Origin of the sequence: Nonomuraea typhae, assembly GCF_009760925.1 — a bacterium.
Classification (GTDB): domain Bacteria; phylum Actinomycetota; class Actinomycetes; order Streptosporangiales; family Streptosporangiaceae; genus Nonomuraea; species Nonomuraea typhae.
Window position 1 is genome coordinate 299,247 of sequence record NZ_VRLV01000003.1, and the last position, 23,293, is coordinate 322,539.

Consider the following 23,293-nt stretch of genomic DNA (forward strand, 5'->3'; position numbering starts at 1 on the left):
CGTGGAGCAGGACTACGAACGCAGGCTGGTGCTCGCGTTCCAGGCGCACGGGTTCGACGCGCGCACGGCGAGGATGCAGCAGCTGACCAGCGAAGGGCTGAGGGGAACACTGAGCCTGGCGGCCGGCCGCGCCCGGCTGGACCCGGGCTCCTGGGATCCGCTCAGCGTGGCCGGCGGCGAGCTCGTGGTGGTGCTGCCGCTCAGTACACCCGAGACCGTCGTCTGCGATCGATTCGTCCACGAGTTGCACGCCGCGACCCGGGAGCACAACCGCCTCACCACCGCCGACGGGCGGCTGCGCCTCCGGCTGGCGATCCATTTCGGCATGTCGGCCGGATGCGCCGCACACGGATTCACCGGCCCCGGGCCGGTCATGGCACGCGACCTGGCGAACTGCGCCGCCGCCCGAGCCCTCCTGGACCGGACCTCGGCCGCCCTCGTCGTGATCATGTCGTCCGCCGTGGTCGAGGACACCATCGCCGGCCAGCTCACCTCGCTGGAGCAACAAGATCTCCACGAGGTCGACGCCGGAAGCAGGCGGCGAGCGTGGCTCTGGGTCCCGGGCGGCGCCGCCGACGTGCCGGAGCCACCCGCGGAACCGGCCTCGGATACGGCGCTTCCCTCCCAGGGGCCGTTCGCGCACGCGACCATCACCGCCGGCTTCGTCGCCGGCCGTGACATCACCGTAGAGCACCGCGGAGCGAATCCATGAGCGAGAAACCGCCATCGGCCACGGAAGAACCGAAAGAGGCGGACCCGCAGACTCCGGAGGGTGAACAGCCGGAGCCCAGCGAGCGCAAGCCCCACGACCTCGGCCGCGAATTCTCCGCCGCGGCCGCCAATCCCGGCACCGTACGGGAGCGGCTGGGCACCGAGGCCGACGCCTTCTCCAGCTTCACGGGCGCCACCGTCAGCGCAGGGCACGCGGCCGGCCGAGACGTGATCGTCAACTACCACGCGGTGTCCGGAGCGAAGAACGCCCCCCGGGTGTGGGAACTCCGCCCAGACGATCTCAAGGACGCCGAGCAGCGCTTCGTGGCTCCCGTGGACTTCGACACGCTCCGGGATGCGATCGGCATCCGCCGGGTGTTGTTCATCCGGGCCAATCCCGGCAGCGGCAAGTGCCTGGCGGCCACACGACTCCTGCTCGGCTCCTCGGCGATCTTCCGGCTGCACTCCGACACCGCACTGAGCACGCTCACCTCCGACGTGCTCACGGCCGGATGCGGCTACGTTCTGGCCGATCTGCCGGGAGCCGCCACCCGGGAGCTCACCATCGACGACGTGAACCAGCTCACCGACTCGTTCGAGCGCGCCGACGCCCGATTGGTGGTGACCCTGTCCCCCAACCGCCGGATCCTCGACTCCGAGGTCGACGCCCTGGTCATGGAGCTGGGGCAGGTGATCGACCGGATGGAGGTCTTCTGCCGGCATCTGGAGCGGGATCTCGAGGACGCGGCCGTCGACCAGGTCTTCGCCGACCAGGCCATGATGGCGCTGGTCAAGGAGGAACTGGACAGGAACCCCTCCCCCGGGCACGCGGCCCTGATCGCGCTGTTCACCGCCGAGGCGTCTCGAGCCGGGGAACCGCTCGACGACACCGTACGCGACCGGCTCGCGATGCTGGACGCCGCTGAATTCACCAGATGGGCGGAGAAGCTGCCCGACCTGCCCACGCAGAGCATGGCGCTGGCCGTGGCGGTCCTGGGCGGCGAGCCGTACGAGACCGTCTCGGCGGCGGCCGGGCTGCTGTGCGAGAGCCTGGAACCGGACAGGCCGCTGGCGAGCGCGGAACCGGAACGGCACGCTCCGCTGACCCCTCGCAAAGGCACCCGGTTGATGCATCTGCGCGCCCATGTGGTCCGCTCCACGGTGCAGACCCGGCACGGCGGCGCGCCCACCGAAGCCGTCCGGTACCGCGATCCGGCGTTCCAGCAGAAGTACCTTCTCTATTTCTGGAACGAGTACGACCAGGCTCGGCCCACCCTGCTGGCATGGCTGCGCCTCTGCGCGCGGCACGAACTGGAGTCGGTCCGGGTGCGTACGGCGGTCGCCACCGGGATCTTGGCCTCCAAGTCCTTCGAGCACGTCCGCGCCCTGGTGATCAACCCATGGGCGGAGAGCGACGACCCCGATCTGCGCGACGCCGCGGCCAGGGCGATGTGCCACGCCGCCGCGGCCGACCCCGACCTCGGACCGCACACCCGGAATCTGGTGGCCGCGTGGTCGGCCGAGGAAGCCCCGGAGGTGCGGGCGACCGCGGCCCGATGCTGGCGGATCGAGTACGACGCCGCGGGACCGGGCGCGGCCATGAAGGCGCTCGAGGAGCTCTCCTCGTCAGATGACCTGGAGGTCACCACGGCGATCTGCCACAGCCTGACCGAGATGTGGGAAGTCGACGGCGAGCGGCTGGAGGCGCCCGCGCTCCTGCTGCACTGGCTCACCACGAGCTCACGCAAGGCGACCGCGCGCCTGGCCTTCCTCTTCGCCTCAGCCGACCTGGTGCGCGCGGTGGACGACATCACGTGGCCGGCTCTGCTGTACATCGCGACCAGGGATCCCGTCCGGCATCGGGAGATCGCCGCGTTGTGGCGCGACGCGATCACCGCCCCCCATCTCAACCCGCACGCCAAGGAGATCCTCGCCGAGTGGGCCAGGAGCGTCGACGATCACCCCCTTGCCCGCAGATCGTTCGCCCGGCTCATGGAGGCCGTCGCGGAAACGCCGCGCAGCGCCACGATCCTCGCTCACGAGGCCCGCAAGTGGAGTGCCGGAGCCCGCCACGCGCCCGCCGCTTCGAGAGACGTTCTCTCCCTCATCACAGGAGAAGGGTGATGCCGTGAACCAGCCCATACCTCCCAACGGACCCGCCCCGCAGAACCCGCCCGCACCGTCCGTCCCCTCCGATTACGCCCCTCCCATGAACAGTCCGCTCCCTCAGGAGGCGCCCCTCCATCAGCAGCGCTCTGGCAGGCCGCGCCTGGAGAACCTCCCCCCGGACGCCGCCGAAGGCATCTGGGGACCGTCGTCCCCGCCGCCGGCCCCGCTCATCCTCAGCGAACTGCCTACGGCCACGGCGGGCAAGACCGCCATCCAGCCGGGACGTGCGCTGCTCTACTCCGACGACAGGGGCCAGGTCTTCCACCTCGCCAAGCCTCCCGGCCTGTTCGGCCGCCGCTACAGCTGGCGGTTCGAGGTGGACATGTCCGACCATTACCTCGCGCTGCACCTGGAGGTGGCCAGCCGGTCGAAGGCGGCGAAGTTCCGGCTGAGCATCGACGTGGGCTGGCGGGTCAGCGATCCGGTCAAGATCGTGACGTCCCGGATCTTCGACGGCAACGCGCTCGTGCAGTCCCGGATCCGCGAGGCGGTGGCGCCCATCTGCCGCGGGTTCGTCATCACTCAGGATGCCGATGTGGAGCAGAGGCTCATGGCCGAGTTCGGCGACGGCCAGGTGCAGAACTACCCGCAGGAGGGAATCTGCCTGTTCCGCTTCGCCGTTCAGGTCAGCCACGACCGACGGGCCTCCGGGTGGATGGCCGCCCAGGCCGAGGCCCATGTCGAGGGACAGCTCGAAGCCGAGGGCATCATGAGCCTGCGCAAGCAGATCACCTCCGAGGACGACCTGATCATGCTGCTGCTCCACCGCGCGCCCGATCGGGTGGGCGATGTCATCAGCGACATCCGCAAGCGCAAGGAGCTGAGCATGCAGGCGCGGATCGATCTGTTCGACAAGCTCGTGAGCAACGACTTGATCCAAGAGGCCGAGATGGACACGATCCGCAAGCTGATCATCGAACCCATCGAGGGCATCGCCGGTGCCGCGCCGATCGGCGCGTTCGGCATCGAGCAGGTGGGCACGCGACCGGCCCGCGCCATCCAGCCGGCCAAGGCTGACGACGACGAAGACGTCCTGCCCTCCCAGATCGTCCCGGGCTCGGTGGACAACGTCACCGGCTGGCACCCGGCGCCCTGGCAACGCGGCGGGGGAGAATAATGCCCTGGCCGTTCCGCAGGACCGCGGATCCCATGCCCGCCGGGCGGCCGCTGGCGGCCCAGCTGCCCTGGCGGCTACCGGACGAACCGGCCCTCGCCGGGATCGCCGCGGACGCGGTCAGCGTCGGCGACCTGACGGTCAGAGCCGTCTCACTCGTGGGGCCCGGGCACCGGTGCGAGGAGCCTGCCGTACCCAGGCAGGATGCCTACCGCCTGGGCAGAGACACGGCCAAACGGCATCTGATCGTGGCGCTCGCGGATGGCATGTCCGACAGCAAGCAGTCGCACCTCGGCGCCAACGTGGCGGTCACCGCCCTGGTCGCACGCATCAGGGCGGATCTGGATCGTGACGAGCCGCTGTCCGCCGCGGCCATCTTCCTGGACGCCGCCCGGAACATGGCCGGATGGGCCGCGCGGCAGGGGGTGACCGAGGATGACGTACGGGCGGCGGCGCTGGCGGCCGTCATCCCGGTGAGCCCGCCCCCGTCCGGGCAGCGGACGGCCCAGCTGATGTCGCTCGCCGACGTCGGAGGATGGCTCCGGCTCCCCGAAGGCTGGCGGCGGCTGATCGGCGACGAGAAGAACGAGCTCGACCCCGGCCGGCTGACCGAGTTCCTGCCCTTTCATCCAGAGGTGGCGGTGAGCACCACCGTCGACCTGGAGCCCCGCGCGGTCCTGGCGCTCACCACCGACGGTCTCGGAGACGCGCTGACCCCGGGCGACGCGCTGGCGCCCTGGCTCGCGAGCAGGTGGAAGGAGCCGCCCCACATCGTCGAGTTCCTCCGGGACGTGGGCTTCGAGTCGGCCGGAAGGCTCGACGACCGCACCGTGGTCGTCGTGTGGTGCGGGCCATGAGGACCTGGTCGGACAGCCCCTTCGAAGCGACAACCCCATTGCACGAGGTTGCGGCGCGCGGTGCGGTGATCGCCGCGGAGAACGGCGAATCCGAGGTCATCTACGAGTGCGCCGACCACCCCGGCTGGCTGGTCAAGCTCTACCGGCCGGACCGGCGCGCGGAGAATGCCGACGTCCTGGCGCGGTTGATCGCCCTGCCTGCGCGGATGCCGGCGGCCGACCGGGCGCTGATCGACCGGAGCGTCTGCTGGCCGGTCACCCGGATCGTCGACGGTGCCAAGACGGTCGGCGTCGCGGTGGCCAAGGCGTCGCCCGAGTTCTACGTCCCGATGCGGATGATCTCCGGAGGGACGACGACGCAACCGCTCGAGATCGACCACCTCGTGCAGGCCGACCCGGAGTTCTACGCCCAGCGAGGCTGGGAGGTGCCCGGTCCGGCCGAGCGGCTGGCCGTCGCGCGCAATCTGGCCGCGGTGGGCGCCATGCTGGAGCGGTACGACGTCGTGTACGGCGACTGGTCGTACGCCAACGCCCTCTGGACACGGGGCAGCGGCCGGATCTTCGTCATCGACGTGGACGCGTGCGGCATATCGGAGCGCCCCTGGGTGGAATCCAAGGCGTGGGACGACCCGTGTGTCACGCCTGGAACCCGGCTCACCGTCCGCACGGACCGCTACAAGATGGCCGTACTGATCCTCCGCTGCCTGACGGGCGTGCGGGGGCCGGATCTCGCCGCCGCTTACGGCACGTTGCCGGCGACCGTACGCGATGGTCCGCTCGGAGACGCGCTGCGCAGGTCCTTGGGCGCCGCGGATCCGAATCTCCGGCCGCTCATCTCGGACCTGCTTGCCCTGCTGGACTCGGCGACGGCAAGCCGGCTCGCGCAGGGCCCCGCCGATGCCAGGCGGCTCGAGCCGCCCGGCGAGCGCCGTCCGCACAAGCGCCGCCCATCACCGCGCTTCTCAACGGCACGCCTGGTGACTCTGGTGATCGCCGTCTGCGTCACCGTCCTGATCCTGCTTGCCGGCGCCGGGCTCGTGGCGTCCCTGTTCTCCTGAGATGTGGAGCCATCGTGAACAACCCGAGCAGCGAGCCCGCCCAGGGCTTGCCCACTTATCTGGTGCTCGACGTGTCCAAGTCCATGAAGCCCCATGAAGCGCTGCTCAACCGGACGCTCGAGGACATCGTCAACACGCTCTACTCCAGCCCGAGGATCTCCGAGTTCGTCCATCTGTCGATCCTCACCTTCAGCACCAGGCCGCACGTGGTGCTCGCGATGACGGAGATCGCCAGGCTCACCGGCCTGCCAACCGTGGAGTGCCGCGGCTCCACGTACTTCGGGCCGCTGTTCGAGGCTCTGCGCGATCGCATCGAGCTCGATCTGCCCAGGCTGACCGCTCAGGGAGTACGCCCCCTGCGCCCGGTCGTCTTCCTCCTGACCGATGGCGCTCCCGCCGACGATCCGCAGGAGAGATGGACCGAGCCCTTCGAGGCGTTGACCGACGTGACGTGGCGTCCGCATCCTCACGTCATCACCTACGGTTTCGGCGACGCGGTGGAGGCCGTCCTCAAACGCATGGCCACCGTCGCCGCGTACATCGCCGACCCGTGCGCGGGAACCGATACGGAGGCCATCACGGCCGCGCTGCACAACATGCTCAACTCTTTGGTGGCCACGGCCACCGCTCACGCGCTCCAGATTCCGGAGCGCGTGAGCGGCTACCGGACGCTTCCTCTCGAACATGTCGAGTTCTGACGGCCCCGCGACCTCGACCGGAACGGAGGGATCCGTGGACGGCTTGTGCGTAGCCATCGACGTCGACGATTGCAGCCACGGCCGGACCGCCGAACGAGTCCGGCTCCAGGCGACTCTGGCCAGGTCGTTGGAGTCCGTCTTGCTGCGGAACGCGACGCACCACAGCTTCCTCGGCCATGGAACGTACCTGATACTCCCGGGCGACACGCGGTTCCTGAACGCCGTTCCGGGCCTGATCCGGGAGATCCAGCTCTCTCTCGAGAAGACGAACTCCGCGGTTGACGGTCAGTCCCGGGTACGGCTCCGCCTCGCGCTGGCCAGAGGGCTGGTCATGCCGCCGGGGATCATGGGCAACGCCGTAGCCGAGTGCCTGCGTCTGCTGGACAGCGAGCCCGTCCGGGCCGCGTCGGGCGCGGGATCGGGGATCGGCCTGACGGTCGTCGCCTCGAACTCCTTCTATCAGAACGTGGTGGCGCTGGGAATCCCGGACAACCGCCCCGAGGACTACCGCCGGATCCGTCTCGGCCGTGGTCTGCCTTCGGTCGCCTGGCTCTACGCACCGGACCGGACCGGCGCGCACGGGGCAGAGCCGGACGGCATCCGGCCAGGTGATGCCTGCGCCGGTGCGCGAGCCGAGGAAATGGCGGCGCGTGCGGGCCGCCTCCTGGAAAACGGCGACTACCGGCAGGCGATCCACGACCTGGAGGAGGCGTTGCGGCTCCTGCCCGGACTGAACGGGCCGGACGCCGAGGAGCCGCTCCTGCGGCTGGGCGACTGCCACCACCGGCTCGGCGATCTCGAAGCCGCGGCCCAGGCATGGTCGTTCCTGCTGAACCACAGGCCCCTGTGCGCGGCCGTCTGCCAGCGGCTGGGACGCCTGGAGCTCGAACGCGGGCGTATCGATCTGGCATTGGTCTATCTCACCGAGGGGCTGCGCATCACCCAGACCCGCCCGGATAGGTCCCGTGAGGCGAGCCGCCTGGCTTGGGCGCTTCTGCTGGACGTGTCGCGGGCGCGGAGCGTGCTGGGAGATCGCACGCTGGCCGACGCGTTCCTCAACGAGGCCGCGGAGGCCGATCCGCTGAGTCCGCTCCCCCTGATGTCGCTGGCCTTCCGTGCGGCCCGCCGTAGCGACGTGCAGTCGACCCGGCGGCTTCTGGGCACGGCCCTGATCCGGATTTCCGGTGCGGACAGAAAGGACTTCCTTCGCGAAATTTCTGCAGGTGCCGCGTCGTGGGAAGGCGGCGACGTCATAATCAGGGTGCTCGAAGAGAGTGGCCTGGACCCGGTGACATCGCACTGGGCGGCGAACTCCCCGCGCCCTCCGCCGACCTGATCCGAGAGGAGCTGCGCATGCCTCCTGACCTGTGGCCCCAAGACTCGTTCCTAGGCGCGCTCGACGAGCCGACCCGCAACGCGCTGCTCCGTCTCGGCCGGGTCAAGACCTACCAGCCCGGGGAGACCGTGGTCCATCAGGGCGACGCGGGAGCGGTGGTCTTCCTGCTTCTCACCGGCAGAGTCAACGTGAGCACCACGGTGGAGAACGGCTCGGAGACGCTGCTGGCCATCCGTCATCCCGGTGACATCCTCGGCGAGATGGCCGTGTTCGGCAACATGCCGCGCACGGCCACGGTGACCGTACGCGTGCCGGCCACGACCCTGGTGGTGAGCGGCGAGGTGTTCAAGCGATTCGCCGGCACCCACCCCGGTGCGGCGGTGACGCTCGCCGCCAACATCGCCGAGCGGCTCAGGCAGGCCAACATGTTCCGCGCCGACGCGGCCGGCTATGAGGTGGACCAGAGGCTCGCCCGTGCTGTTCTGTACCAGGTTCAGCGATTCGCCACGACCATCGACGGGCACTGGGCCGCCGATCTCCGTCAGGCGGAGCTGGCCATGCTCATCGGCGCCAAGGAAGGGACCGTGCAAAAGGCCATCGCCCATATGAAGGAGCTGATGATCAGCCGACGAGGCCGGGTGGTCATCCTGGACGTGGCCGGGCTGGCCCGGCTCGCCGACATGAGCCCGCCCGGCCATCTCCTCGGCGACCCGTCGTCCGGATGAGGCTCACCGGACGTCATCACTTCCGGGCTTGCGCACGGTGACGTCATTCTTCACGAGCGCGGTAGAAGGGAAGCCCCATGTCACCATCTCGGCGAGTGCTCTGCGGAGCCATCGACATCAAAGGCTGGAGCGGGCGGCCGGTGCCTGAGCAGATCCGGGCGCAGCGAAGCCTGGTCACGGTTGTGCACGCGGCCTGCCGGGCCGCCGGGCTGCCCGAGGAGATCGTGCAGAGCAGCGGTGACGGTGTCCTGATCATGCCGCCGAGCGACATCGACGAGACCGCGGTGATCCCGGACCTGGTGCGCGGGCTGACCACCGCGCTGCGGCAGGAGAATCGCCTGCTCAGCGAGGCCGCGCGGATCCGGCTCCGGCTGGCGCTGACCAACGGGGTCATCGCCGCCGGGCCGACGGGGTTCAGCGGTCCCGCGATCATCGAGTGCTTCCGCCTGCTCGACAGCCCCGTCGTCAAGGCGGTCCTGGTGGATTTCCCGGCGGCTGAGCTGGCCATGGTCGTGTCCGACCACCTGTATCAGGACGTGATTCGGCATGGCTTCCGGGATCTGGACGCCGACGACTTCTGGAAGGTGCGCAGCACCATCCAGGACCGGGGCTTCTCCGCCACGGCGTGGGTATGGGTCTCCAACCGCACGGGTGGCGAGCCGGCGCCGTCCACGGACCAGGCGGAGGGCGGCGGCGAGGTCGCCGAGGCACGCTCACTGGCCGATCAGGGACGTTTCCGGGATGCAGTCCGCACGCTCGACGGAGTGACCCCGTCCGGCGTGACCGAGCGGATGGCCCTGCTGGACGTCAGAGCCGACTGCCTGATCGCGCTGGGAGATCTGGAGGACGCGATCAGAGACCTCGAGGAACTGCTGCGGATCGGGCCGGGCGCCCCGCCCTCCGCCTTGTTCCGGCTGGGCCGCAGCCAGCTGGGCCTCGGCGACACTCAGGCGGCGCGGCAGACCTTCAAGAAGCTGATCGACCACACCCCGCGAGAGCCCCGGGCCTATCTGGAGCTCGGTCGCCTGGAGCGGCTGGCGGGGCGGAACGCCGCCGCCAAGGACTATCTCGCGACGGGAGCCGAACTCCTGGACGACGGCGGGCTTCTGGCGACTCTGACCAGGGAACTCCTGGAGCTTCCCCTGCCTGGCACCGCCAGCCCATAATGCCTGGAGATCGGGTCGGCGAGCGTCAGAGGTGCTGGACCACCGCGACGATCGCCGTGACCGCGAGCCCTCCCAGTGCCGCCAGGAGCGCGATGAGCGCCAGGGTCGCCCAGCGGTACTTCTGACGGGCCACCCTGGCGTTGGCCCACACCTGGTGGGCGATGGCCGAGACGAGGGCGTCGGGTTGCGTCACCAACGCACTGAGCTCACCCATGTAGACGTCGGACCGGATGCCGAAGCGCGTGGCGACGTGGTGGAAGTGCAGGAGGTTGGTCGGCTCGCTGCGAACCCGGGGAATCAGGGCCAGTCCTGCGGCGGAGGCGGCGACGATGACGAACAGGACGCAGAACCCTGCCGTCGTCCCGAACAGCACGCTCGCGCGCGGAACGCTCCTGATGAGCGAGTAGAGGACGCCGCCGACCGCCCCGGCTGAGGCCAACGTGAGGCCCGCCTTCATCTCCGCGTGCTTGACCAGATCGAGCACGAGCGTGAGCGCCTTCCAGGCGTCCTCGGCCCCCGGCTCGGTGGGCAGCGAGGCGGGGGGCGGGCTCTTCGCCGGGCCGCGCTTGTTCCGCATCACTTCGCCACCCGGGCATCCGCCGCCAGAGCTCCGATGGGGTTCACGCCATCCTGGGATAATTCATCCCACCAGTGATCATCCTCAATACGGTAATAGATCGCATTATCGAGCTTTCCATCGAAAAATAGCGCTGTATACCCATTAATCCGACTTCGCGGCGTCACGCTGGGGAATCCCATGCCGAATCCACTCGCCATCCAGTGCGGCTCACCCAGTCCTCCGCCATCGCCACGACCAGGTCCACGACCGGGTTCTTCATCTCGGTGTACATCGCAGGATCGCGCACGGCCTGGGCCAGGGACCACTTGAAGGACCGGTACGCGGGCACGGCCTTGGGGTGGGCGCGGAACCAGTCTCGAAACAGCAGGGCGAAGCGCTCACCCGGATACCCCCGCTGGCGAATGTGCAGGTTGACGTCGGGACCGGCCTCACGGCGCATCCAGAGACGCTTGCGCCACAGGTCCGGCGAATCATCGGAACCCGCCGGAACATGATCGTAGAAGTACGTCGTGTCCGCGAACCCCAGGGCGGGCAGGGCCGAGGACAGTGCCTGCTCGGCATTGTCGAGACTGGCCACGCTCACCTGCAGATCGAAGATCGGCTTGCCGTCCATGCCAGGAATGGACGTGCTTCCGATATGCTCCACCCGGAGCGCCGGCGGAGTTAACGCAGCACGCATGTCAGCGACGAGAGCTTTCCCCAGGGTTTCCCATTTGGGGCTGTATGCCACAATAGCTACGGCCGCCATACCTTCGATGATACCGCCGCATATCCACCATGCCTAGAAACGCAAGGCCAGGGTGGACCGATGCCGGCACTCCCGCTCACGGCCGAGTCAACGCCGAGCGCCTGAGGACCCTGAATACGTGCTGCCCGAAACCATGCGAGCATATTCACCATACCCCGGGGAGACGGCCGAATAAACGCCGGGCCGTACATTTGCATATATGGCAAGGTATCGCTTCGCGCCGCCTCTGAGAGCGGCCTAACGGTATCATCGGCTGTCCTTACGGGCGGCGTTCGTAGGGGGACAGCCGTTTGGTGGGAAACGACCACTGTGCGGTGCGGCCAGCCAGCTTCCGGCCGGGACGTAGCGCACACCCGGCCGCCCCGCGCCCGGCGGCACGAGCAGACCCACGGCCGCGAACACGGCGACCGTGCCGATCGCCACCGCGTTCCCCCCGAAGACGAGCCACCCCAGGTGCCGGACGGTGTCCGGGCCGGGTCGGCCGCGAACGCCCCAGCAGCACGTAGTACAGGCCGTGCGCCAGATCCATGTGGGCCGGCACGGCGGGCAGGTCGGCCAACGGCCACGCTTGCCAGTCCCCTAGATCGAATGAGACCTCGGCAAGCTCGGGCGAGACGGGACGTTTCATTGTGACCCCTCGCACGACCGTGTGATCATGGATGGAATTGACCGTTTCCTTACCGGGAGTTTCCGTGAAACGTCTGATCGCGCTCATCTCCGGCCTCGCCCTGGCCGGCACCCTGGTCGCGCCACCGGCCCAGGCAGCCGCCGGGCGGGTGCGGCTGAAGCTCAGTTTCGGGTGGTGCAAGACGGCCTGCGAGATCCGCATCAAGGTGATCAACAACACCCGCCACAACCTCGCCTGGGTGGGCGGCACCTGCCGCCTGCACATCAACGGCCGCTACGTCGGCAAGGGCGCCGTCTACGTGGGCCCGATCAAGCGGGGTCAATCCCGCACCAGCACCTGCAACGTTGTCGACGATCGCCTTGAGGACGCCTGGTACGACTTCGAGGACAACGGCGGCCTCTGGCAGCGCTATGCGAGCGTCAAGGCGAAGCCGTACTATCGCCGCTGAGCGTCTGCCCGGCAGATGGCACGTGGGTTGAAAATCATGATACGGAATCACCAGGCGTCAAGAGCGCGGTGCCGATGAGCTGCCGAGCAGAGGTGTCTCACAGGTGCACGCTCCGCGACCCGGATCCGACGGCCGGCATCCCGCAAGTCTACGCCGATGCCCGCTACCACCAGGCCCGTACCCGCAGCTCGAGCGGTTCGTCCGCAGCCCGGTGAAGGCCGCGCCGGGAGAACCCTCAGAGCGACTCGCCGGTGATGTACAGGCGCATGCCGGTGTAGTCGAAGGTGATGGCGAACGGCTTGAAGAACTCGTGGCTGAAGTTGGCGATCAGGTCGAAGCCGAACTGCGCGGACTGGCCCGGGCCCGGCGTCCCCGGGCCGGCCTTCTCCTCCGCGGTGCCGGGCAGGTCGCGTCCGACCGCCCTGCCGAGGCTGATCCGGTCGGCCTTGAGCGGGTAGATCTTGTTGCCGGGAACCTCGTTGGGGTGCTCGTAGTCCACCTCGAAGCCGGCCCGTTCGGCGATCTCCACCGTGGTGCCCAGGGCGCTGCCGATGCCGCCGGTGTCCACGGTGACCATCCGGGGACCATAGTCGCGCAGGCTGCCCAGCGTGCACGGGAAGTGGTCGCCCGCCAGCCAGAAGGGCAGCCGCTCCGAGCCGGATCTGTCCGCCTCCGCCCGGAACACCGGCAGCTCCGACCTGCGGCGCAGCACCAGTGCCCGGCCCGCGTAGTCCATCGTGGCCAGGCAGTGGTAGAAGATCGTCGTCCCGAACGCCCCCGCCGCCTCCGAGCCGTCGGGGAGGGTCGGCCTCTTCACGTCGCTCCACTGCATCGGGATGTTGCGGATCTCGATGTCCCCGATCCGGAAGGAATCCAGGACGCCGAGGTAGATGGTGATCGGGTGGTTGTCGGCCATCCCGCCCGACCACGTGGCCACCGGCCGCACGCCCGCCTTCTTGGCCGCCTCCTCCGACAGGTCGAGCGTGGCGTAGGTGTCGAGGTAGAACTTCTGCGGCCGGCCGCCGTTCACCGAGGCTTCGACGGAGGGGACGGGATCGAGGGTGTGGAAGGGCACCCGCGTGCGCCGCGCGCCGTGGATCTGCCAGGGCCTGCCTTCGACGTGGGAGAACAGCTCCGCGTACACCTTGTCACGCGGACGCCCGGTGGCCCGCAGCAGCGGTACGGCACGGGCCGGCTGGTCCTGCCTGACGTAGCACTCGGCCAGTCGCTGCTTGGCGGTGAGGTCGTCGCGGTTGAGGCGGATGGCGCGGGTCAGGAAGGTCTCGGCGCGCCTGAACCGGTTGGACAGCAGAGCCAGGTAGCCCAGCTGGCCGGTGGCCCGCGCGTTCTTCGGGTCGTCAAGCAGCAGGCGCCGATATCCGCGCTCGGCCTCGGCGAACCTGCCCTGCTTGAACAGCGCGTCGGGGTCCTGGCCGGAGGCGTGGGCCGGCGCGCTGTCGAGCAGAGGCAGGGCCGCCGCGGCCAGACCTGCCGTCTGCAGGAATCGGCGCCGGTCGAGATCGCTCACGTCGTGCTCCTCACGTCATCGGGAAAGCCGCACGGCCACACAACAGGAGCGCATGTTCAAGCCGCATAAGCCCCGACGGCCCTGCGGCGTGCGACGCTGCCGAACCCCATGGGCCCGGCGTACGGCTCTGCCGTGCTAATCAACGCCCATCCGAAGGATGCGGTCCATGCCGAATTCGAAGACCTCCTCCTGCGTGAACTCCGGCAGGTCATCGCCGAACGAGCGCATCACCGGATACCTCTCCGCGGGCAGTTCCCGCAGCGAGGCGCGCAGCTTCGACCAGTAGCCGGCATCCCATCCCGCCCGTTCCTGGTAGACCGAGGCGCTCCCGATCGTGAACCGGACCAGGCTGGCCGTGATCCCGACGGCGGTCCGCCGCTCGATCCCGCTGTTCAGCAGCAGGGTGTAGATCACCTCGCCGAACCGCATGTCGCCCTGGCCACCGGAACCCGCCTTCATGAGCGCCGGATGCTCGGTCAGCAGCCGGAAGAACTCCCGCATGATCTGCCGCACCCCGTCGAGCCCGGCGTCGGGCGACTCGGGTAGCTCGATGGTCGCCAGCAGGCCGTCGTAGAGCGCGGCAAGAATCTCCTCCTTGCTTTTGAAGTAGGTGTACAGCGCCATGGGCCGCACCCCCAGGTCCTGGGCGAGCCGCCGGACGGTGACGGCCTCGAGCCCCTCGGCGTCCATGAGCCGCGTCGCGTGCTCCAGGATCACCTTGTGGCTGAGCGTCCCTCGCGGGGCACGGGGCATGCTCGATCTCCCCTCTGCGGTAGCGCGTACTGTACATGTACAGTACGTGTATGGATCAACGTTATCGCACCGCCGAGCAGCTGCTCGGGCACAACAGGTCCAGGTTGGTACCCGGCGGCAAGATCCGGCCCGTCTGGCGGGACGGGACGTTCTGGTATCGCGCCGAGGGCCGGTTTCTGCGCGTGGACCCGGCGACGGGCGTCAAAGAACCCGCGTTCGACCATGAACGGCTGGCCAAGGCCCTGGGCGCCGACCCGGACGCGCTGCCCTTCGGCGCCATCACGTTGCAGGACGGCGCCGTGTTCTTCGACGCCGACGGGGCGCGCTGGCGCTGCTCGCTCGACACCTACACCCTGACCAGGAGCTTCGCGCCCGGCCCCGCAGACGTCGTCTCCCCCGACGGCCGCCACGCCGTCTTCCGCAAGGGGCACGATCTGTGGCTGCGCGAGCTCGCGAGCGGCGCCGAGTCCCCGCTGACCGGCGACGGCACCGCCGAGCGGCACTACGGCGCCACCACCGACTCCGGCTCCCACCGGACGCTCCTGCGCCGGCTCGGCCTGCCGTACTATCCGCCGCTCGTCGTGTGGTCGCCGGACGGCAAGCGGCTGATCACCCACCGGCTCGACGAGCGCGGCGTCGGGCTCATGCACCTGATGGAGAGCGCCCCCGCCGACGGCGGCCGGCCCGTCCTGCACACCTACCGCTACGCGCTGCCCGGCGACGAGGTGCAGCCGCGCGCCGAGCTGATCGTCTTCGACGTCGAAGCCGGTACGGCGATGCCGGCCAAGGCCGAGCCGCTCCTGGCCGCCTACATGTCGCCCATCACGCTCAGGCGGGTCTGGTGGGCCGGCGACGGCTCGGCCGCCTACTACCTGGAGCAGAGCCGCGACTACCGCACCCTGCGGCTGAACAGCCTGGACCCGGCGACCGGCGAGGTGCGCACGCTGGTCGAGGAGAGCGGCCCCACCCGGATCGAGCCGGCCCAGCAGATCGCCCACAAGCCGATGGTGAAGGTGCTGCCCGAGGGCGTGGTGTGGTACTCGCAGCGCGACGGGTTCGGCCACCTCTACCTGCACGGCGAGCGGACCGTCCGCCTCACCGGGGGCGAATGGAACGTCCAGGAGATCCTGCACGCCGACTCCTCCGGCGTGTACTTCACCGCCGCCGGCCTGATACCCCAGGACCCCTACCGCCGCCAGGTCTGCCGTGTCGCGCTCGACGGCACCGGCTTCACCAGGATCACCGCCGACGACCTCGACCACGAGGTGAACGCCGCAGACGACGGCTCCTGCTTCGTCGACTCCGCCTCCGCCGTGGACGTGCCGCCCGTCATCACGGTGCGCGGCTGGGACGGCCGCGTCCTGGTGGAGCTGGCGCGCGCCGACATCTCCGGCCTGCTGGCCACCGGCTGGCAGCCGCCCGAGCGCGTGCGCGTCAAGGCCGCCGACGGTGTGACCGACGTCTACGGGGTGCTCTACAAACCGCACGGCTTCGACCCGGCCCAGCGCTACCCGGTCATCGACCACCCCTACCCCGGGCCGCAGACCAACCGGGTGCAGCCCAGCTTCGATCCCGGCTTCTACGGCTATGACGCCGAGGCGGTGGCCGCGCTCGGCTTCGCCGTACTCGCCCTCGACGGGCGCGGCACCCCGGGGCGGGACAAAGCCTTCCACGACGCCTCCTACGGCGCGCTGGAGACCGGCGGCCACCTCGACGACCACGTCGCGGCCCTGCGCCAGCTCGCCGAGACCCGCCCCTGGCTGGACCTGGACCGGGTCGGGATCTTCGGCCGCTCGGGCGGCGGCTACGCGAGCGCCCGCGCCCTGCTCGCCCATCCGGACTTCTTCAAGGTCGGCGTCGCCGAGTGCGGCAGCCACGACCAGCGCCTCTACCACGCGATGTGGGGCGAATCCTACGAAGGCCCCTTCGACGCCGCCACCTACACCCGCTCGGCCAACGCCGAGCTGGCCGACCGGCTCCGGGGCAAGCTCCTGCTCGTCCACGGCGAACTGGACGACAACGTCACCCAGCACCTGACGATGCGGCTGGTCCAGCGGCTCATCGCCGCGAACAAGGACTTCGAGCTGCTGATCGTGCCCGGCGCCGAGCATGGATTCATCGGATTCGAGGACTATGTGACGCGCCGCCGCTGGGACTACTTCGTGCGCCACCTGCTCGACACCGAGCCGCCCGCCGGATACCGCCTCGCGCCCATCCCGTTCAACCCCGCCATGCTCGCGGGCTAGGAGCCTCGCCTGCGGCTCTGCCGTACCCCTCTGAGGCGCCCGCTGCTACGTACCCGGGGGCGACGGCGGGCCTTCTGGATCTTGGGTCTGTCCGGTACGGCGGAGCCGCAGGTTGGTGGTCGTCACCGAGCAGGGCGTTCGGCTGGTCCAGTGATCACCGACGGGGTGGCGTGGCGGTGGCTGGGCCGTGCGACTTCACGCTGCCGGCGATCGCCGCCACGGTCGCCGTCAGAAAGCAGAAGATGGTCGCCAGCCCTGCGGCGACGCCGTTGATCTTGTCGAAGCCGAAGAGGAACGTGAGCTGAGCCCCAAAGGACGTGCCCCACAGCAGCGGCGCCACCACGAGGTTCGCCACCACGTAGAGCACGCAAAGCGCGCACAGTGTCCACGCGCCGGAAATCCTGCGGGCGAACGTGAACGCCGCCGCGGCCAGCAGCAACCCGGCGCTGATGACGCCGGCGAGCACGTTCACCATCACCATGCTGGACCAGCGACCGGCCGGCCCGACGGCGTAGACGACTTCGTTCAGCGCGAACCAGACGAGGATGCCGGCGGTGAGCAGCGCCAGGATGCCGGCGATCACCGCCGCCGCGGCGTTCGCCCTCGGCTTGGGCGGCGCCGCCAACGGGCTCGGCCCACCACCCCACGGCGCGGGCCCGCCCGCCATCGGCGGCTGGCCGTATTGAGGTAACCCGGGCTGCGGTGGATCCGGCTGCATCCGCACTCCTCGCGTGTTTCGGCGACACGACTCTGCCGCCCGTCATGGTAGCGAAGGGTGCTGTCAGCGCGGACTGGGGCGGGCCGCGGATGGCCGGAGCGCTCCTGGTCGTGCCGGCGTGGTCCGGGCTCCGGCGGGTGGCGGCCGATCAGGGGGTTGCGGGCCTCGGCCTCGGCGGCCTGGGCGCTGCGTGACGCTCGACCCTCATGCCGGCAGAATGGTCAGCTCGTTGCAGACGTCGATGGGGAATTTTCTCTCATTGGGCCTGAAGAAATGGAGGTTGTTCTGACAGTCGATGACACCCGTATAACCGCCCGAGTACAGTTCGAAGACCCCGAGGTTGGGCAGTGCGATCGAACCGGTTACGCCTCCGTAGCAGCGATGGTCCTCGTCCCCTCCGATGCCCAGGAAAAGCACGATCTGGCGAGGTTTCTCTCCGACGTTGCATCGCCTCTGACTGATCAGGACTCCTACGTCCCTTTCCCGAGCAGTGGCGGCGGCGGCTGTCGAAGCGTTCGTCACGGCTGACGCGGTCAGCAGTGACATGACAGTGAATGCTAGTGCCCATTTCTTGGCCGACGGCTTTCTTGTCATCCCTGGACCCTCCTGCTGATCGGAAGACTTTGTCATCTCGCGAGATTTCCTGTCACTGGATCGTTTCGCGGATATACGGCGCTCGACGCCTCCCCTCATCCTCGGCCTGCGGGAGAGAACCGCGAACCTGATCCCTTTCCTGTTCGCCCGCAGGGACGATCTCCCTGTGAAGAGAATGCGGCTCATGACCGAGTCCTGTCCTACGGCACAGCGCACACCTGTTTAGTCATCGCGCACGGTTGCGCACTGCCGGCGGAACTGGCTCGGCGACAGGCCGTAGGCACCGCGGAATGCCTGGCTGAAGTGCGCGGGGCTGGTGAACCCCCACCGGGCGGCGATCGCGCTGATCGATTGGGCGGCCAGCCGCGGGTCGGCCAGGTCGCGCCGGCACCGCTGCAGGCGGCGCGCGCGGATCCAGCCGGCGACGGTGCTCCCGTCCTGCTGGAACACCTTGTGCAGATAGCGCACGGAGATGTGGTGCGCCGCGGCTATCGCGGCCGGGGTCAGGTGCCCGTCACCCAGGTTCTGCTGGATGAAAGCGTGGATTTCGGCAATCAGCGCGCGCCGCCTGGTCTCGGGCGGCAGCGCGCGGCGGGCGTCCAGTTCGCCGGCTAGCGCCACGGTCAGCACGTCCAGCGTCAGGCTGGACAGCCGGGCGGTGTCGGCCGCGCTGAACTCGTGCATGTGCCGAGCCAGGCGCAGCAGGAACTGCGAAGACAGCGCGCCGACGCCCCGGCCGCCCGGGATACGGAGCGCGACCAGATCCCGCAGGTCCCGCTGGGGGAACGGCAGCGACGAGCGTGAGAACTGCAGGCACACCGTCTGAGCCACGTGCTCGGCCGGCGTCAGGCGGGTCAGGTAAGGATGCGAACTGTCGCGCAGGGACAGATCACCGACGTGCAGATCCGCGTGCCGGCCGTCCTGTTCTCCCCACACGCGACCGCGGACGGTGCAGGTCACCAAGAACGTCTCGGGGTCGGATCGGCGGATCAGCTTGGGCGTGCGGTGAATCGACAGCGGTGTCGCGGTCAGCACCACCACCTGTACGGGGCCGAGCGTGCTGAAACAGGCCCGAGCCCGAAAGGCGCTCTCCACATGCGATTCGCAACGGGCGTCAAGCGGCACCCACCGCTTCGAGCTCACCTCGCGCCAGGCGGCGAACCGCTCCTTCGCCGGAACCTCGGCCGTGCTGACCGTCTCCACGACGCCTCCCCGGGTCAACCGCCATCACCGCCTCATCCTCCGCACTCGGCCCGGTGACGTCATCGTCCGCTCGGCGCGGGCCTCTGTACCCCGGCCGGAGTACAGGGCTGATCGTTGGAGATGAGCACCGGTGCCGCCCCTCCAGGCAGCCTGCGGAACAGACGCAGGCGTCCAGGTTCGTGCCGGCGGCCCTTTTCTGGTCAATCGCCGCGGGATGCAGGCAACGAATGGCGCAGCCGATCTGCCCTGGGAGCCGCCGCCGGGCTACCGTGAGACGGTCGGCCGCCCGGCGATCACACTGGTCTTGCCCACCCGTCGCCCCCGATCGAACGAGACACTGCATGATCCACCCGAACGTGGCAGAACTTCGCGAAAGCTCTCGCCAGCGAGCCGCCGACCGGCCCATGGGACCCGACCTTAGCCAGGTGGAAGACCTCCACGGCCCGAACGGCATCCCCCTGCGCCACGACCGCACGTGCCGGCGCATCGCCGATGCCTGCGACGTCGAGGTGCTGGCCGTCGATTACCGGCGCGCGCCCGAGCATCCCCACCCGGCGGCCATCGATGACGTGGCCGCGCTGCCCGGCCTGCGGATTCCGATCTGCCCCAATACCGATCTGACGCTCGCGCATCTGACGCTCGCGCAACCCAGCGTCCTGGACAGGGGCACCGGTCACGCCCACCGGCTGGCGCAGACCGGCGCACACGTGACGCACCGCCAAGAACCCGGCCTGGAGCACGGCTTCATCCAGGGCATGGACCTGGTCTCCCCGGAGGCGGCCACCGCCCAGAAGCGGCTGTTCGACGACATCACCGCCCTGATCCACACATGAGCCCGCCAGCGCCGCCGAGGCACGTGAAAGACGGCCACGCCAGCCGCTGGAACCGCCACAACAACGCAGGTGGGGCGTCCCTCGGCGCACCGGCTCGGACACCGCTCAGCAGGCGACCGTCGAGAAGGTCCAGGCAGGCCGACCAGAAAGGAGATCTTGACGGGGAGGGCTTTTCAGGTGACCGGCGGCACAGCCGATTCCGGCTGGGCTGGCCGGACCGGCTGCTACAGCGCCCACGGCGTGACCTACTTCCCCGGCTGCCGCTCCATGGGCGACGACCAACTCTGGGGGTCGACCGCGACCACAAGGGCGTCGACCACACCTGGGCCGCCCTGTGCTCGATCCGCGCCGCCCGCGGGCCAACCCCGATCGAGGCGTACTTCGGATCGCTATGCCCGTTCATCCTGGCCAACTCCGACCACCCGAACCGGTGATCATTTCCGGTCACCGTACCAACTGCGGTGTGCCTCCCATCACGTGGATGCCGGCTTGGTTGCCTACCCGCTGCCTGTCTCGGGGGCTGAACCGGGCACCTCGGCGGTCAGGGCGCGGACACCGTCACTTCCCGTCCCGAGCCGGTTGCGGTCAGGGGGCGGGCCCGGACCCCGTCTCTGGCCGGCGCGAGATGGCGCCGATCTGCCAGGTGACGGAGTACAGCAGCAGTGCGACCGCGAACGAAGCGCCCGCTCTCTTGGCGGCCCCGGTCAACACCCCTTCGGCGAGGGTCCCCCACGGAGCTTGGACCGTCTTGGAGGGATAGGTGGTCTCGATCGCGCCGTCTCCCCGGTCGACGGTAGTCGGTTGGCTGTAGTCCACTTCGGTCACATGGCGGTAGGCGTTGAAGTCGTCACGGATGTCGACGGCGCCGCCCAGCACTGGCGCCGCCACCAGCAGGGTCACCACGCCCCACCGCATGACGGGACCCAGGCGGGCAACGGTGTCGGTGCCGCCATGGGTGCGCAGGCGATCCCGGCGGCGCCAAAGATGCCAGGCGATGGCCACCAGACCGAAGGCGGTGCTCACGTACTGCAGCAGCCGGGCGACCGTCAAGCCTCCCACGGCCGAGGCGCGCAGCGGCTCCACGAGAGTGACCAGGAAGCCGTCGCCGTGGGTGAAGGAGTCCCACGCGAGGTGGGAGGCGATACCGATCAGGGCGGAGACCAGTAGCCACATGGTGTAGCGGACCTTGGCGGGCAGGCCGGTTGTCCGCTCGGGTTTCGCAAGCCCGAGGCCGGATGGGAGCAGTGCTGTGATCGGCGCGCGCAGCATCCGGCAGGCGGCGACCAGAGTGAGGGCAAGGGGCAGATTGACCGCCAGGCCCACACCGAGCGAGTGGGTTTCCGTGGCGTTGAGGAGCACGCCGTACCAGTCCTGGGGGCTGGTCTCGGACACGCCGAGGGCGGCCAGGAAGTACGGGAGGTCGGGCGCCACCGCACCCGCGACCAGAGACGCCGGCACGAAGGGCCGGCGCATCAGCGGCAGCACTGCCGCGGGGTGGGACAAGGTGAACGGCAACTCGATGATCTTCTCTGCTCGGAGGGGACCGGGCGGGGGTCACCGCACGTCGCGCTGCGGGTGCCCTTTCGCCGGGGGACGCGCGATCGCACGGCCGGCCAAGACAGCACTCCCGGATAGAACACTGAAGAGAGTATTCATCTCAACGGACTATTGCAACGTGGAAGCCGCCAGGCACGACACATGGTCGGCACGGCGAAGCCGTACGCCCGTTGGCGGACGGCCGGAAAGCGAAGGCGGGGTCAGCGTCGGCGGCGCACTGCCTGGAAGAACGTCGTGAGCGCGCCCGCGACCGACAGCAGGACAAGGGTGCCGAGGACGGGCCGGAGATCACCCCATGCAGTCGCGTAGGAGTAGGCGACCAGCGGCGGACAGGCCACGGCCATCGCAGCCATCTCACGCAGACCTGAGGAACGCGCGCGCAGGGCGAGGACGGCCCCCGCGAAGACGAGGACCAGCATCGGCCAGGCGCCGTAGTCCGTGCTCACAGGCAAGGCCCCTGTGTAGGCCCCCGCATTCACGACGACGACGGGAAACCACCCCGCGGCAGCCATGGCTCCAGCGGCTACCGACAGTTTCCTGTCACCGCGTCGATCCGGAGGGCAGGCGAGGACGACGGCGACGGTCAGCAACGCCACGACCGGAGCGATGACCCCGTCGTACCCGTCGTACACGTGTGCACCGGCCACCCACTGCACGGCCTTCCCCAGCAGCCCGCAGACGGCCACCCCCGCACCCGGCCCCCACCGGCCGGTCAAGGCCATGACCGCGCCGACGCACACCAGCAGTGAGAACAGAAGGTACAGGGCCCACGCACCACCCATGGTGGACAGCTGCACCCATATCGGGGCCGGCGAGAGAACCAGCCCGGCGTACCAGCGCGCCAGATGCAGCCCGCCAGCCACCGCACCGGCCGCCAGTGCGAACGGGGCAGCCAGGGCGAAGAAGCGCCCCGCTGGCGACGCCGAGTCAAGCCCCAGCCGAACCCGCAAGGCGTGCGCGGCCAGGTCGGCGTCCGCACGCAGCCGGGCCGGCCACGGCATGTCCGCCGTCATCTCCCGGTGCACGTCGATGATTTCCTGCCCGTAAGCAGCCCGGTATGCAGCCGGATACAGACGGACGAGGGAATCGCTCACGCCGGCGCCGCCGCACCGTCGGCCAGACGCCGCCTGACCTCCCGGGCGGTCGCGGCCAGCCGCTCCGCCTCGGCCTCGAGCCTCTCCCGCCCGGTGGGAGCGAGGGCGAAGATACGACGAGCCCGGCCGCCCACCACCTCCTCACGCTCCACCTGGATCAAACCCTCCGCCAGGAGCCTGTCCAGCGCCCCGTAGAGCGCCCCGGTACGCGGCGCCACTCGGCCGTCCGTGACGGCCTTGACCTCCTGAGCGATGGCATATCCGTGCCGAGGGGCATTCGCCAGGGCCATCAGCAGCAGCAGGGTCAGCTCCTGCATTCCTCGTTCGCTCATACCGGCAGAGTATTCCGCCCGACGGACCTTCGGCAGGCCGCGGCGGTGCACGGACCCGGACCGTCGCCAACTAACCGCAGAATCGTCCGGGCCTGTGCCGAGCATGGTCGGCACGCACGGGCGAGCCCTGACCACGCAACCCGGCCCTGATCACCCGCGTCGCGGGAACCGTCCCAGCGTGGCACTGCCGTAAAAGT

Annotated in this window: 23 protein-coding genes; 12 read left to right on the forward strand and 11 right to left on the reverse strand. The window is 69.5% G+C overall.

Annotated features, from left to right (window positions below):
- Position 1: 1 nt before the first annotated feature.
- From FVE25_RS13435 to FVE25_RS13475, 9 genes are all read left to right on the forward strand, one after another.
- Positions 2-712 carry a hypothetical protein gene (locus FVE25_RS13435; protein ID WP_157246880.1) on the forward strand — a complete coding sequence of 237 codons (711 nt, stop codon included), beginning with the start codon at positions 2-4 and terminating at the stop codon, positions 710-712.
- On the forward strand, positions 709-2,835 hold the full coding sequence (locus FVE25_RS13440; RefSeq protein WP_157246882.1) for a hypothetical protein: 2,127 nt from the start codon (positions 709-711) through the stop codon (positions 2,833-2,835). The genes FVE25_RS13435 and FVE25_RS13440 overlap by 4 nt, the downstream gene beginning before the upstream one ends.
- 85 nt (positions 2,836-2,920) lie before the next feature.
- Positions 2,921-3,997: a hypothetical protein gene (locus tag FVE25_RS13445; RefSeq protein ID WP_157246884.1), complete on the forward strand. Its 1,077-nt coding sequence runs from the start codon at positions 2,921-2,923 to the stop codon at positions 3,995-3,997.
- The gene (locus FVE25_RS13450) at positions 3,997-4,851 is read left to right on the forward strand and encodes a protein phosphatase 2C domain-containing protein (RefSeq protein WP_157246886.1); all 855 of its coding nucleotides are present in this window, start codon (positions 3,997-3,999) and stop codon (positions 4,849-4,851) included. Before FVE25_RS13445 ends, FVE25_RS13450 begins: the two co-directional genes overlap by 1 nt.
- Positions 4,848-5,909: a hypothetical protein gene (locus FVE25_RS13455; protein WP_157246888.1), complete on the forward strand. Its 1,062-nt coding sequence runs from the start codon at positions 4,848-4,850 to the stop codon at positions 5,907-5,909. The genes FVE25_RS13450 and FVE25_RS13455 overlap by 4 nt, the downstream gene beginning before the upstream one ends.
- A gap of 14 nt (positions 5,910-5,923) precedes the next feature.
- Positions 5,924-6,607 carry a vWA domain-containing protein gene (locus FVE25_RS13460; protein WP_157246890.1) on the forward strand — a complete coding sequence of 228 codons (684 nt, stop codon included), beginning with the start codon at positions 5,924-5,926 and terminating at the stop codon, positions 6,605-6,607.
- A gap of 34 nt (positions 6,608-6,641) precedes the next feature.
- A complete protein-coding gene (locus FVE25_RS13465; RefSeq protein WP_181019574.1) occupies positions 6,642-7,943 on the forward strand; it encodes a tetratricopeptide repeat protein in 1,302 nt (433 codons plus the stop codon).
- A 17-nt stretch (positions 7,944-7,960) separates the two neighbouring features.
- Entirely contained in the window at positions 7,961-8,668 is a 708-nt protein-coding gene (locus FVE25_RS13470) for a Crp/Fnr family transcriptional regulator (protein ID WP_157246893.1), read from the forward strand.
- Positions 8,669-8,808: 140 nt separating this feature from the next.
- Positions 8,809-9,834 carry a tetratricopeptide repeat protein gene (locus FVE25_RS13475; protein ID WP_181019575.1) on the forward strand — a complete coding sequence of 342 codons (1,026 nt, stop codon included), beginning with the start codon at positions 8,809-8,811 and terminating at the stop codon, positions 9,832-9,834.
- A 25-nt stretch (positions 9,835-9,859) separates the two neighbouring features.
- Here the strand turns inward: FVE25_RS13475 and FVE25_RS13480 are convergent, their stop codons facing one another.
- From FVE25_RS13480 to FVE25_RS13490, 3 genes are read right to left on the reverse strand one after another with little or no spacing between them, the layout of a single operon-like run.
- Positions 9,860-10,411 carry a Pycsar system effector family protein gene (locus FVE25_RS13480; protein ID WP_157246896.1) on the reverse strand — a complete coding sequence of 184 codons (552 nt, stop codon included), beginning with the start codon at positions 10,409-10,411 and terminating at the stop codon, positions 9,860-9,862.
- The gene (locus tag FVE25_RS13485; protein WP_157246897.1) at positions 10,411-10,593 is read right to left on the reverse strand and encodes a hypothetical protein; all 183 of its coding nucleotides are present in this window, start codon (positions 10,591-10,593) and stop codon (positions 10,411-10,413) included. Before FVE25_RS13485 ends, FVE25_RS13480 begins: the two co-directional genes overlap by 1 nt.
- Positions 10,575-11,162 (reverse strand): GrpB family protein, encoded by a 588-nt coding sequence (locus tag FVE25_RS13490; protein ID WP_157246898.1) that lies wholly within the window; start codon positions 11,160-11,162, stop codon positions 10,575-10,577. Before FVE25_RS13490 ends, FVE25_RS13485 begins: the two co-directional genes overlap by 19 nt.
- A 692-nt stretch (positions 11,163-11,854) precedes the next feature.
- Between FVE25_RS13490 and FVE25_RS13495 the strand changes: the two genes are divergently transcribed.
- Positions 11,855-12,238 (forward strand): hypothetical protein, encoded by a 384-nt coding sequence (locus tag FVE25_RS13495; protein ID WP_157246899.1) that lies wholly within the window; start codon positions 11,855-11,857, stop codon positions 12,236-12,238.
- 235 nt (positions 12,239-12,473) lie between these two features.
- On the opposite strand, the gene FVE25_RS13500 is transcribed toward FVE25_RS13495, so the two are convergent.
- Both FVE25_RS13500 and FVE25_RS13505 read right to left on the reverse strand, forming a co-directional pair.
- Positions 12,474-13,766 carry a retropepsin-like aspartic protease gene (locus FVE25_RS13500; RefSeq protein ID WP_157246900.1) on the reverse strand — a complete coding sequence of 431 codons (1,293 nt, stop codon included), beginning with the start codon at positions 13,764-13,766 and terminating at the stop codon, positions 12,474-12,476.
- 135 nt (positions 13,767-13,901) lie between these two features.
- On the reverse strand, positions 13,902-14,519 hold the full coding sequence (locus FVE25_RS13505) for a TetR/AcrR family transcriptional regulator (protein ID WP_157246901.1): 618 nt from the start codon (positions 14,517-14,519) through the stop codon (positions 13,902-13,904).
- Between the two features lie 50 nt (positions 14,520-14,569).
- Here FVE25_RS13505 and FVE25_RS13510 point away from each other — a divergent pair, with 50 nt between their 5' ends.
- A complete protein-coding gene (locus FVE25_RS13510; protein WP_219825481.1) occupies positions 14,570-16,765 on the forward strand; it encodes a S9 family peptidase in 2,196 nt (731 codons plus the stop codon).
- Positions 16,766-16,919: 154 nt separating this feature from the next.
- Here the strand turns inward: FVE25_RS13510 and FVE25_RS13515 are convergent, their stop codons facing one another.
- From FVE25_RS13515 to FVE25_RS13525, 3 genes are all read right to left on the reverse strand, one after another.
- Positions 16,920-17,348, reverse strand: a complete 429-nt coding sequence (locus FVE25_RS13515; RefSeq protein WP_219825482.1) for a hypothetical protein — start codon at positions 17,346-17,348, stop codon at positions 16,920-16,922.
- 339 nt (positions 17,349-17,687) lie between these two features.
- Positions 17,688-18,029: a hypothetical protein gene (locus tag FVE25_RS54375; RefSeq protein ID WP_157246906.1), complete on the reverse strand. Its 342-nt coding sequence runs from the start codon at positions 18,027-18,029 to the stop codon at positions 17,688-17,690.
- Positions 18,030-18,299: 270 nt separating this feature from the next.
- Positions 18,300-19,280 carry a helix-turn-helix domain-containing protein gene (locus FVE25_RS13525; protein WP_157246908.1) on the reverse strand — a complete coding sequence of 327 codons (981 nt, stop codon included), beginning with the start codon at positions 19,278-19,280 and terminating at the stop codon, positions 18,300-18,302.
- A gap of 341 nt (positions 19,281-19,621) precedes the next feature.
- Between FVE25_RS13525 and FVE25_RS13530 the strand changes: the two genes are divergently transcribed.
- Entirely contained in the window at positions 19,622-20,113 is a 492-nt protein-coding gene (locus tag FVE25_RS13530) for an alpha/beta hydrolase (RefSeq protein ID WP_157246910.1), read from the forward strand.
- Positions 20,114-20,698: 585 nt separating this feature from the next.
- Here FVE25_RS13530 and FVE25_RS13535 read toward each other — a convergent pair.
- The 3 genes from FVE25_RS13535 to FVE25_RS13545 all read right to left on the reverse strand — a co-directional run bounded on the left by FVE25_RS13535 (position 20,699) and on the right by FVE25_RS13545 (position 23,096).
- Positions 20,699-21,628: a DUF4184 family protein gene (locus FVE25_RS13535; RefSeq protein ID WP_219825483.1), complete on the reverse strand. Its 930-nt coding sequence runs from the start codon at positions 21,626-21,628 to the stop codon at positions 20,699-20,701.
- Positions 21,629-21,870: 242 nt separating this feature from the next.
- Positions 21,871-22,764 carry a hypothetical protein gene (locus FVE25_RS13540; protein ID WP_157246912.1) on the reverse strand — a complete coding sequence of 298 codons (894 nt, stop codon included), beginning with the start codon at positions 22,762-22,764 and terminating at the stop codon, positions 21,871-21,873.
- Positions 22,761-23,096, reverse strand: coding sequence for a PadR family transcriptional regulator (locus tag FVE25_RS13545; protein ID WP_157246914.1), 336 nt, complete (start codon positions 23,094-23,096; stop codon positions 22,761-22,763). The genes FVE25_RS13540 and FVE25_RS13545 overlap by 4 nt, the downstream gene beginning before the upstream one ends.
- Positions 23,097-23,293 lie beyond the last annotated feature (197 nt).

Excerpts from the sequence above, each read along its gene's own strand:
- FVE25_RS13440 (WP_157246882.1), top strand. The coding sequence starts at position 709 with ATGAGCGAGAAACCGCCATCGGCCACGGAAGAACCGAAAGAGGCGGAC.
- FVE25_RS13450 (WP_157246886.1), top strand. The coding sequence starts at position 3,997 with ATGCCCTGGCCGTTCCGCAGGACCGCGGATCCCATGCCCGCCGGGCGG.
- FVE25_RS13530 (WP_157246910.1), top strand. The coding sequence starts at position 19,622 with ATGATCCACCCGAACGTGGCAGAACTTCGCGAAAGCTCTCGCCAGCGA.
- FVE25_RS13485 (WP_157246897.1), bottom strand. The coding sequence starts at position 10,593 with ATGGGATTCCCCAGCGTGACGCCGCGAAGTCGGATTAATGGGTATACA.
- FVE25_RS13480 (WP_157246896.1), bottom strand. The coding sequence starts at position 10,411 with ATGCGGAACAAGCGCGGCCCGGCGAAGAGCCCGCCCCCCGCCTCGCTG.
- FVE25_RS13490 (WP_157246898.1), bottom strand. The coding sequence starts at position 11,162 with ATGGCGGCCGTAGCTATTGTGGCATACAGCCCCAAATGGGAAACCCTG.
- FVE25_RS13505 (WP_157246901.1), bottom strand. The coding sequence starts at position 14,519 with ATGCCCCGTGCCCCGCGAGGGACGCTCAGCCACAAGGTGATCCTGGAG.
- FVE25_RS13455 (WP_157246888.1), top strand. The coding sequence starts at position 4,848 with ATGAGGACCTGGTCGGACAGCCCCTTCGAAGCGACAACCCCATTGCAC.
- FVE25_RS13445 (WP_157246884.1), top strand. The coding sequence starts at position 2,921 with ATGAACAGTCCGCTCCCTCAGGAGGCGCCCCTCCATCAGCAGCGCTCT.
- FVE25_RS13510 (WP_219825481.1), top strand. The coding sequence starts at position 14,570 with ATGGATCAACGTTATCGCACCGCCGAGCAGCTGCTCGGGCACAACAGG.
- FVE25_RS13545 (WP_157246914.1), bottom strand. The coding sequence starts at position 23,096 with ATGAGCGAACGAGGAATGCAGGAGCTGACCCTGCTGCTGCTGATGGCC.
- FVE25_RS54375 (WP_157246906.1), bottom strand. The coding sequence starts at position 18,029 with ATGTCACTGCTGACCGCGTCAGCCGTGACGAACGCTTCGACAGCCGCC.
- FVE25_RS13470 (WP_157246893.1), top strand. The coding sequence starts at position 7,961 with ATGCCTCCTGACCTGTGGCCCCAAGACTCGTTCCTAGGCGCGCTCGAC.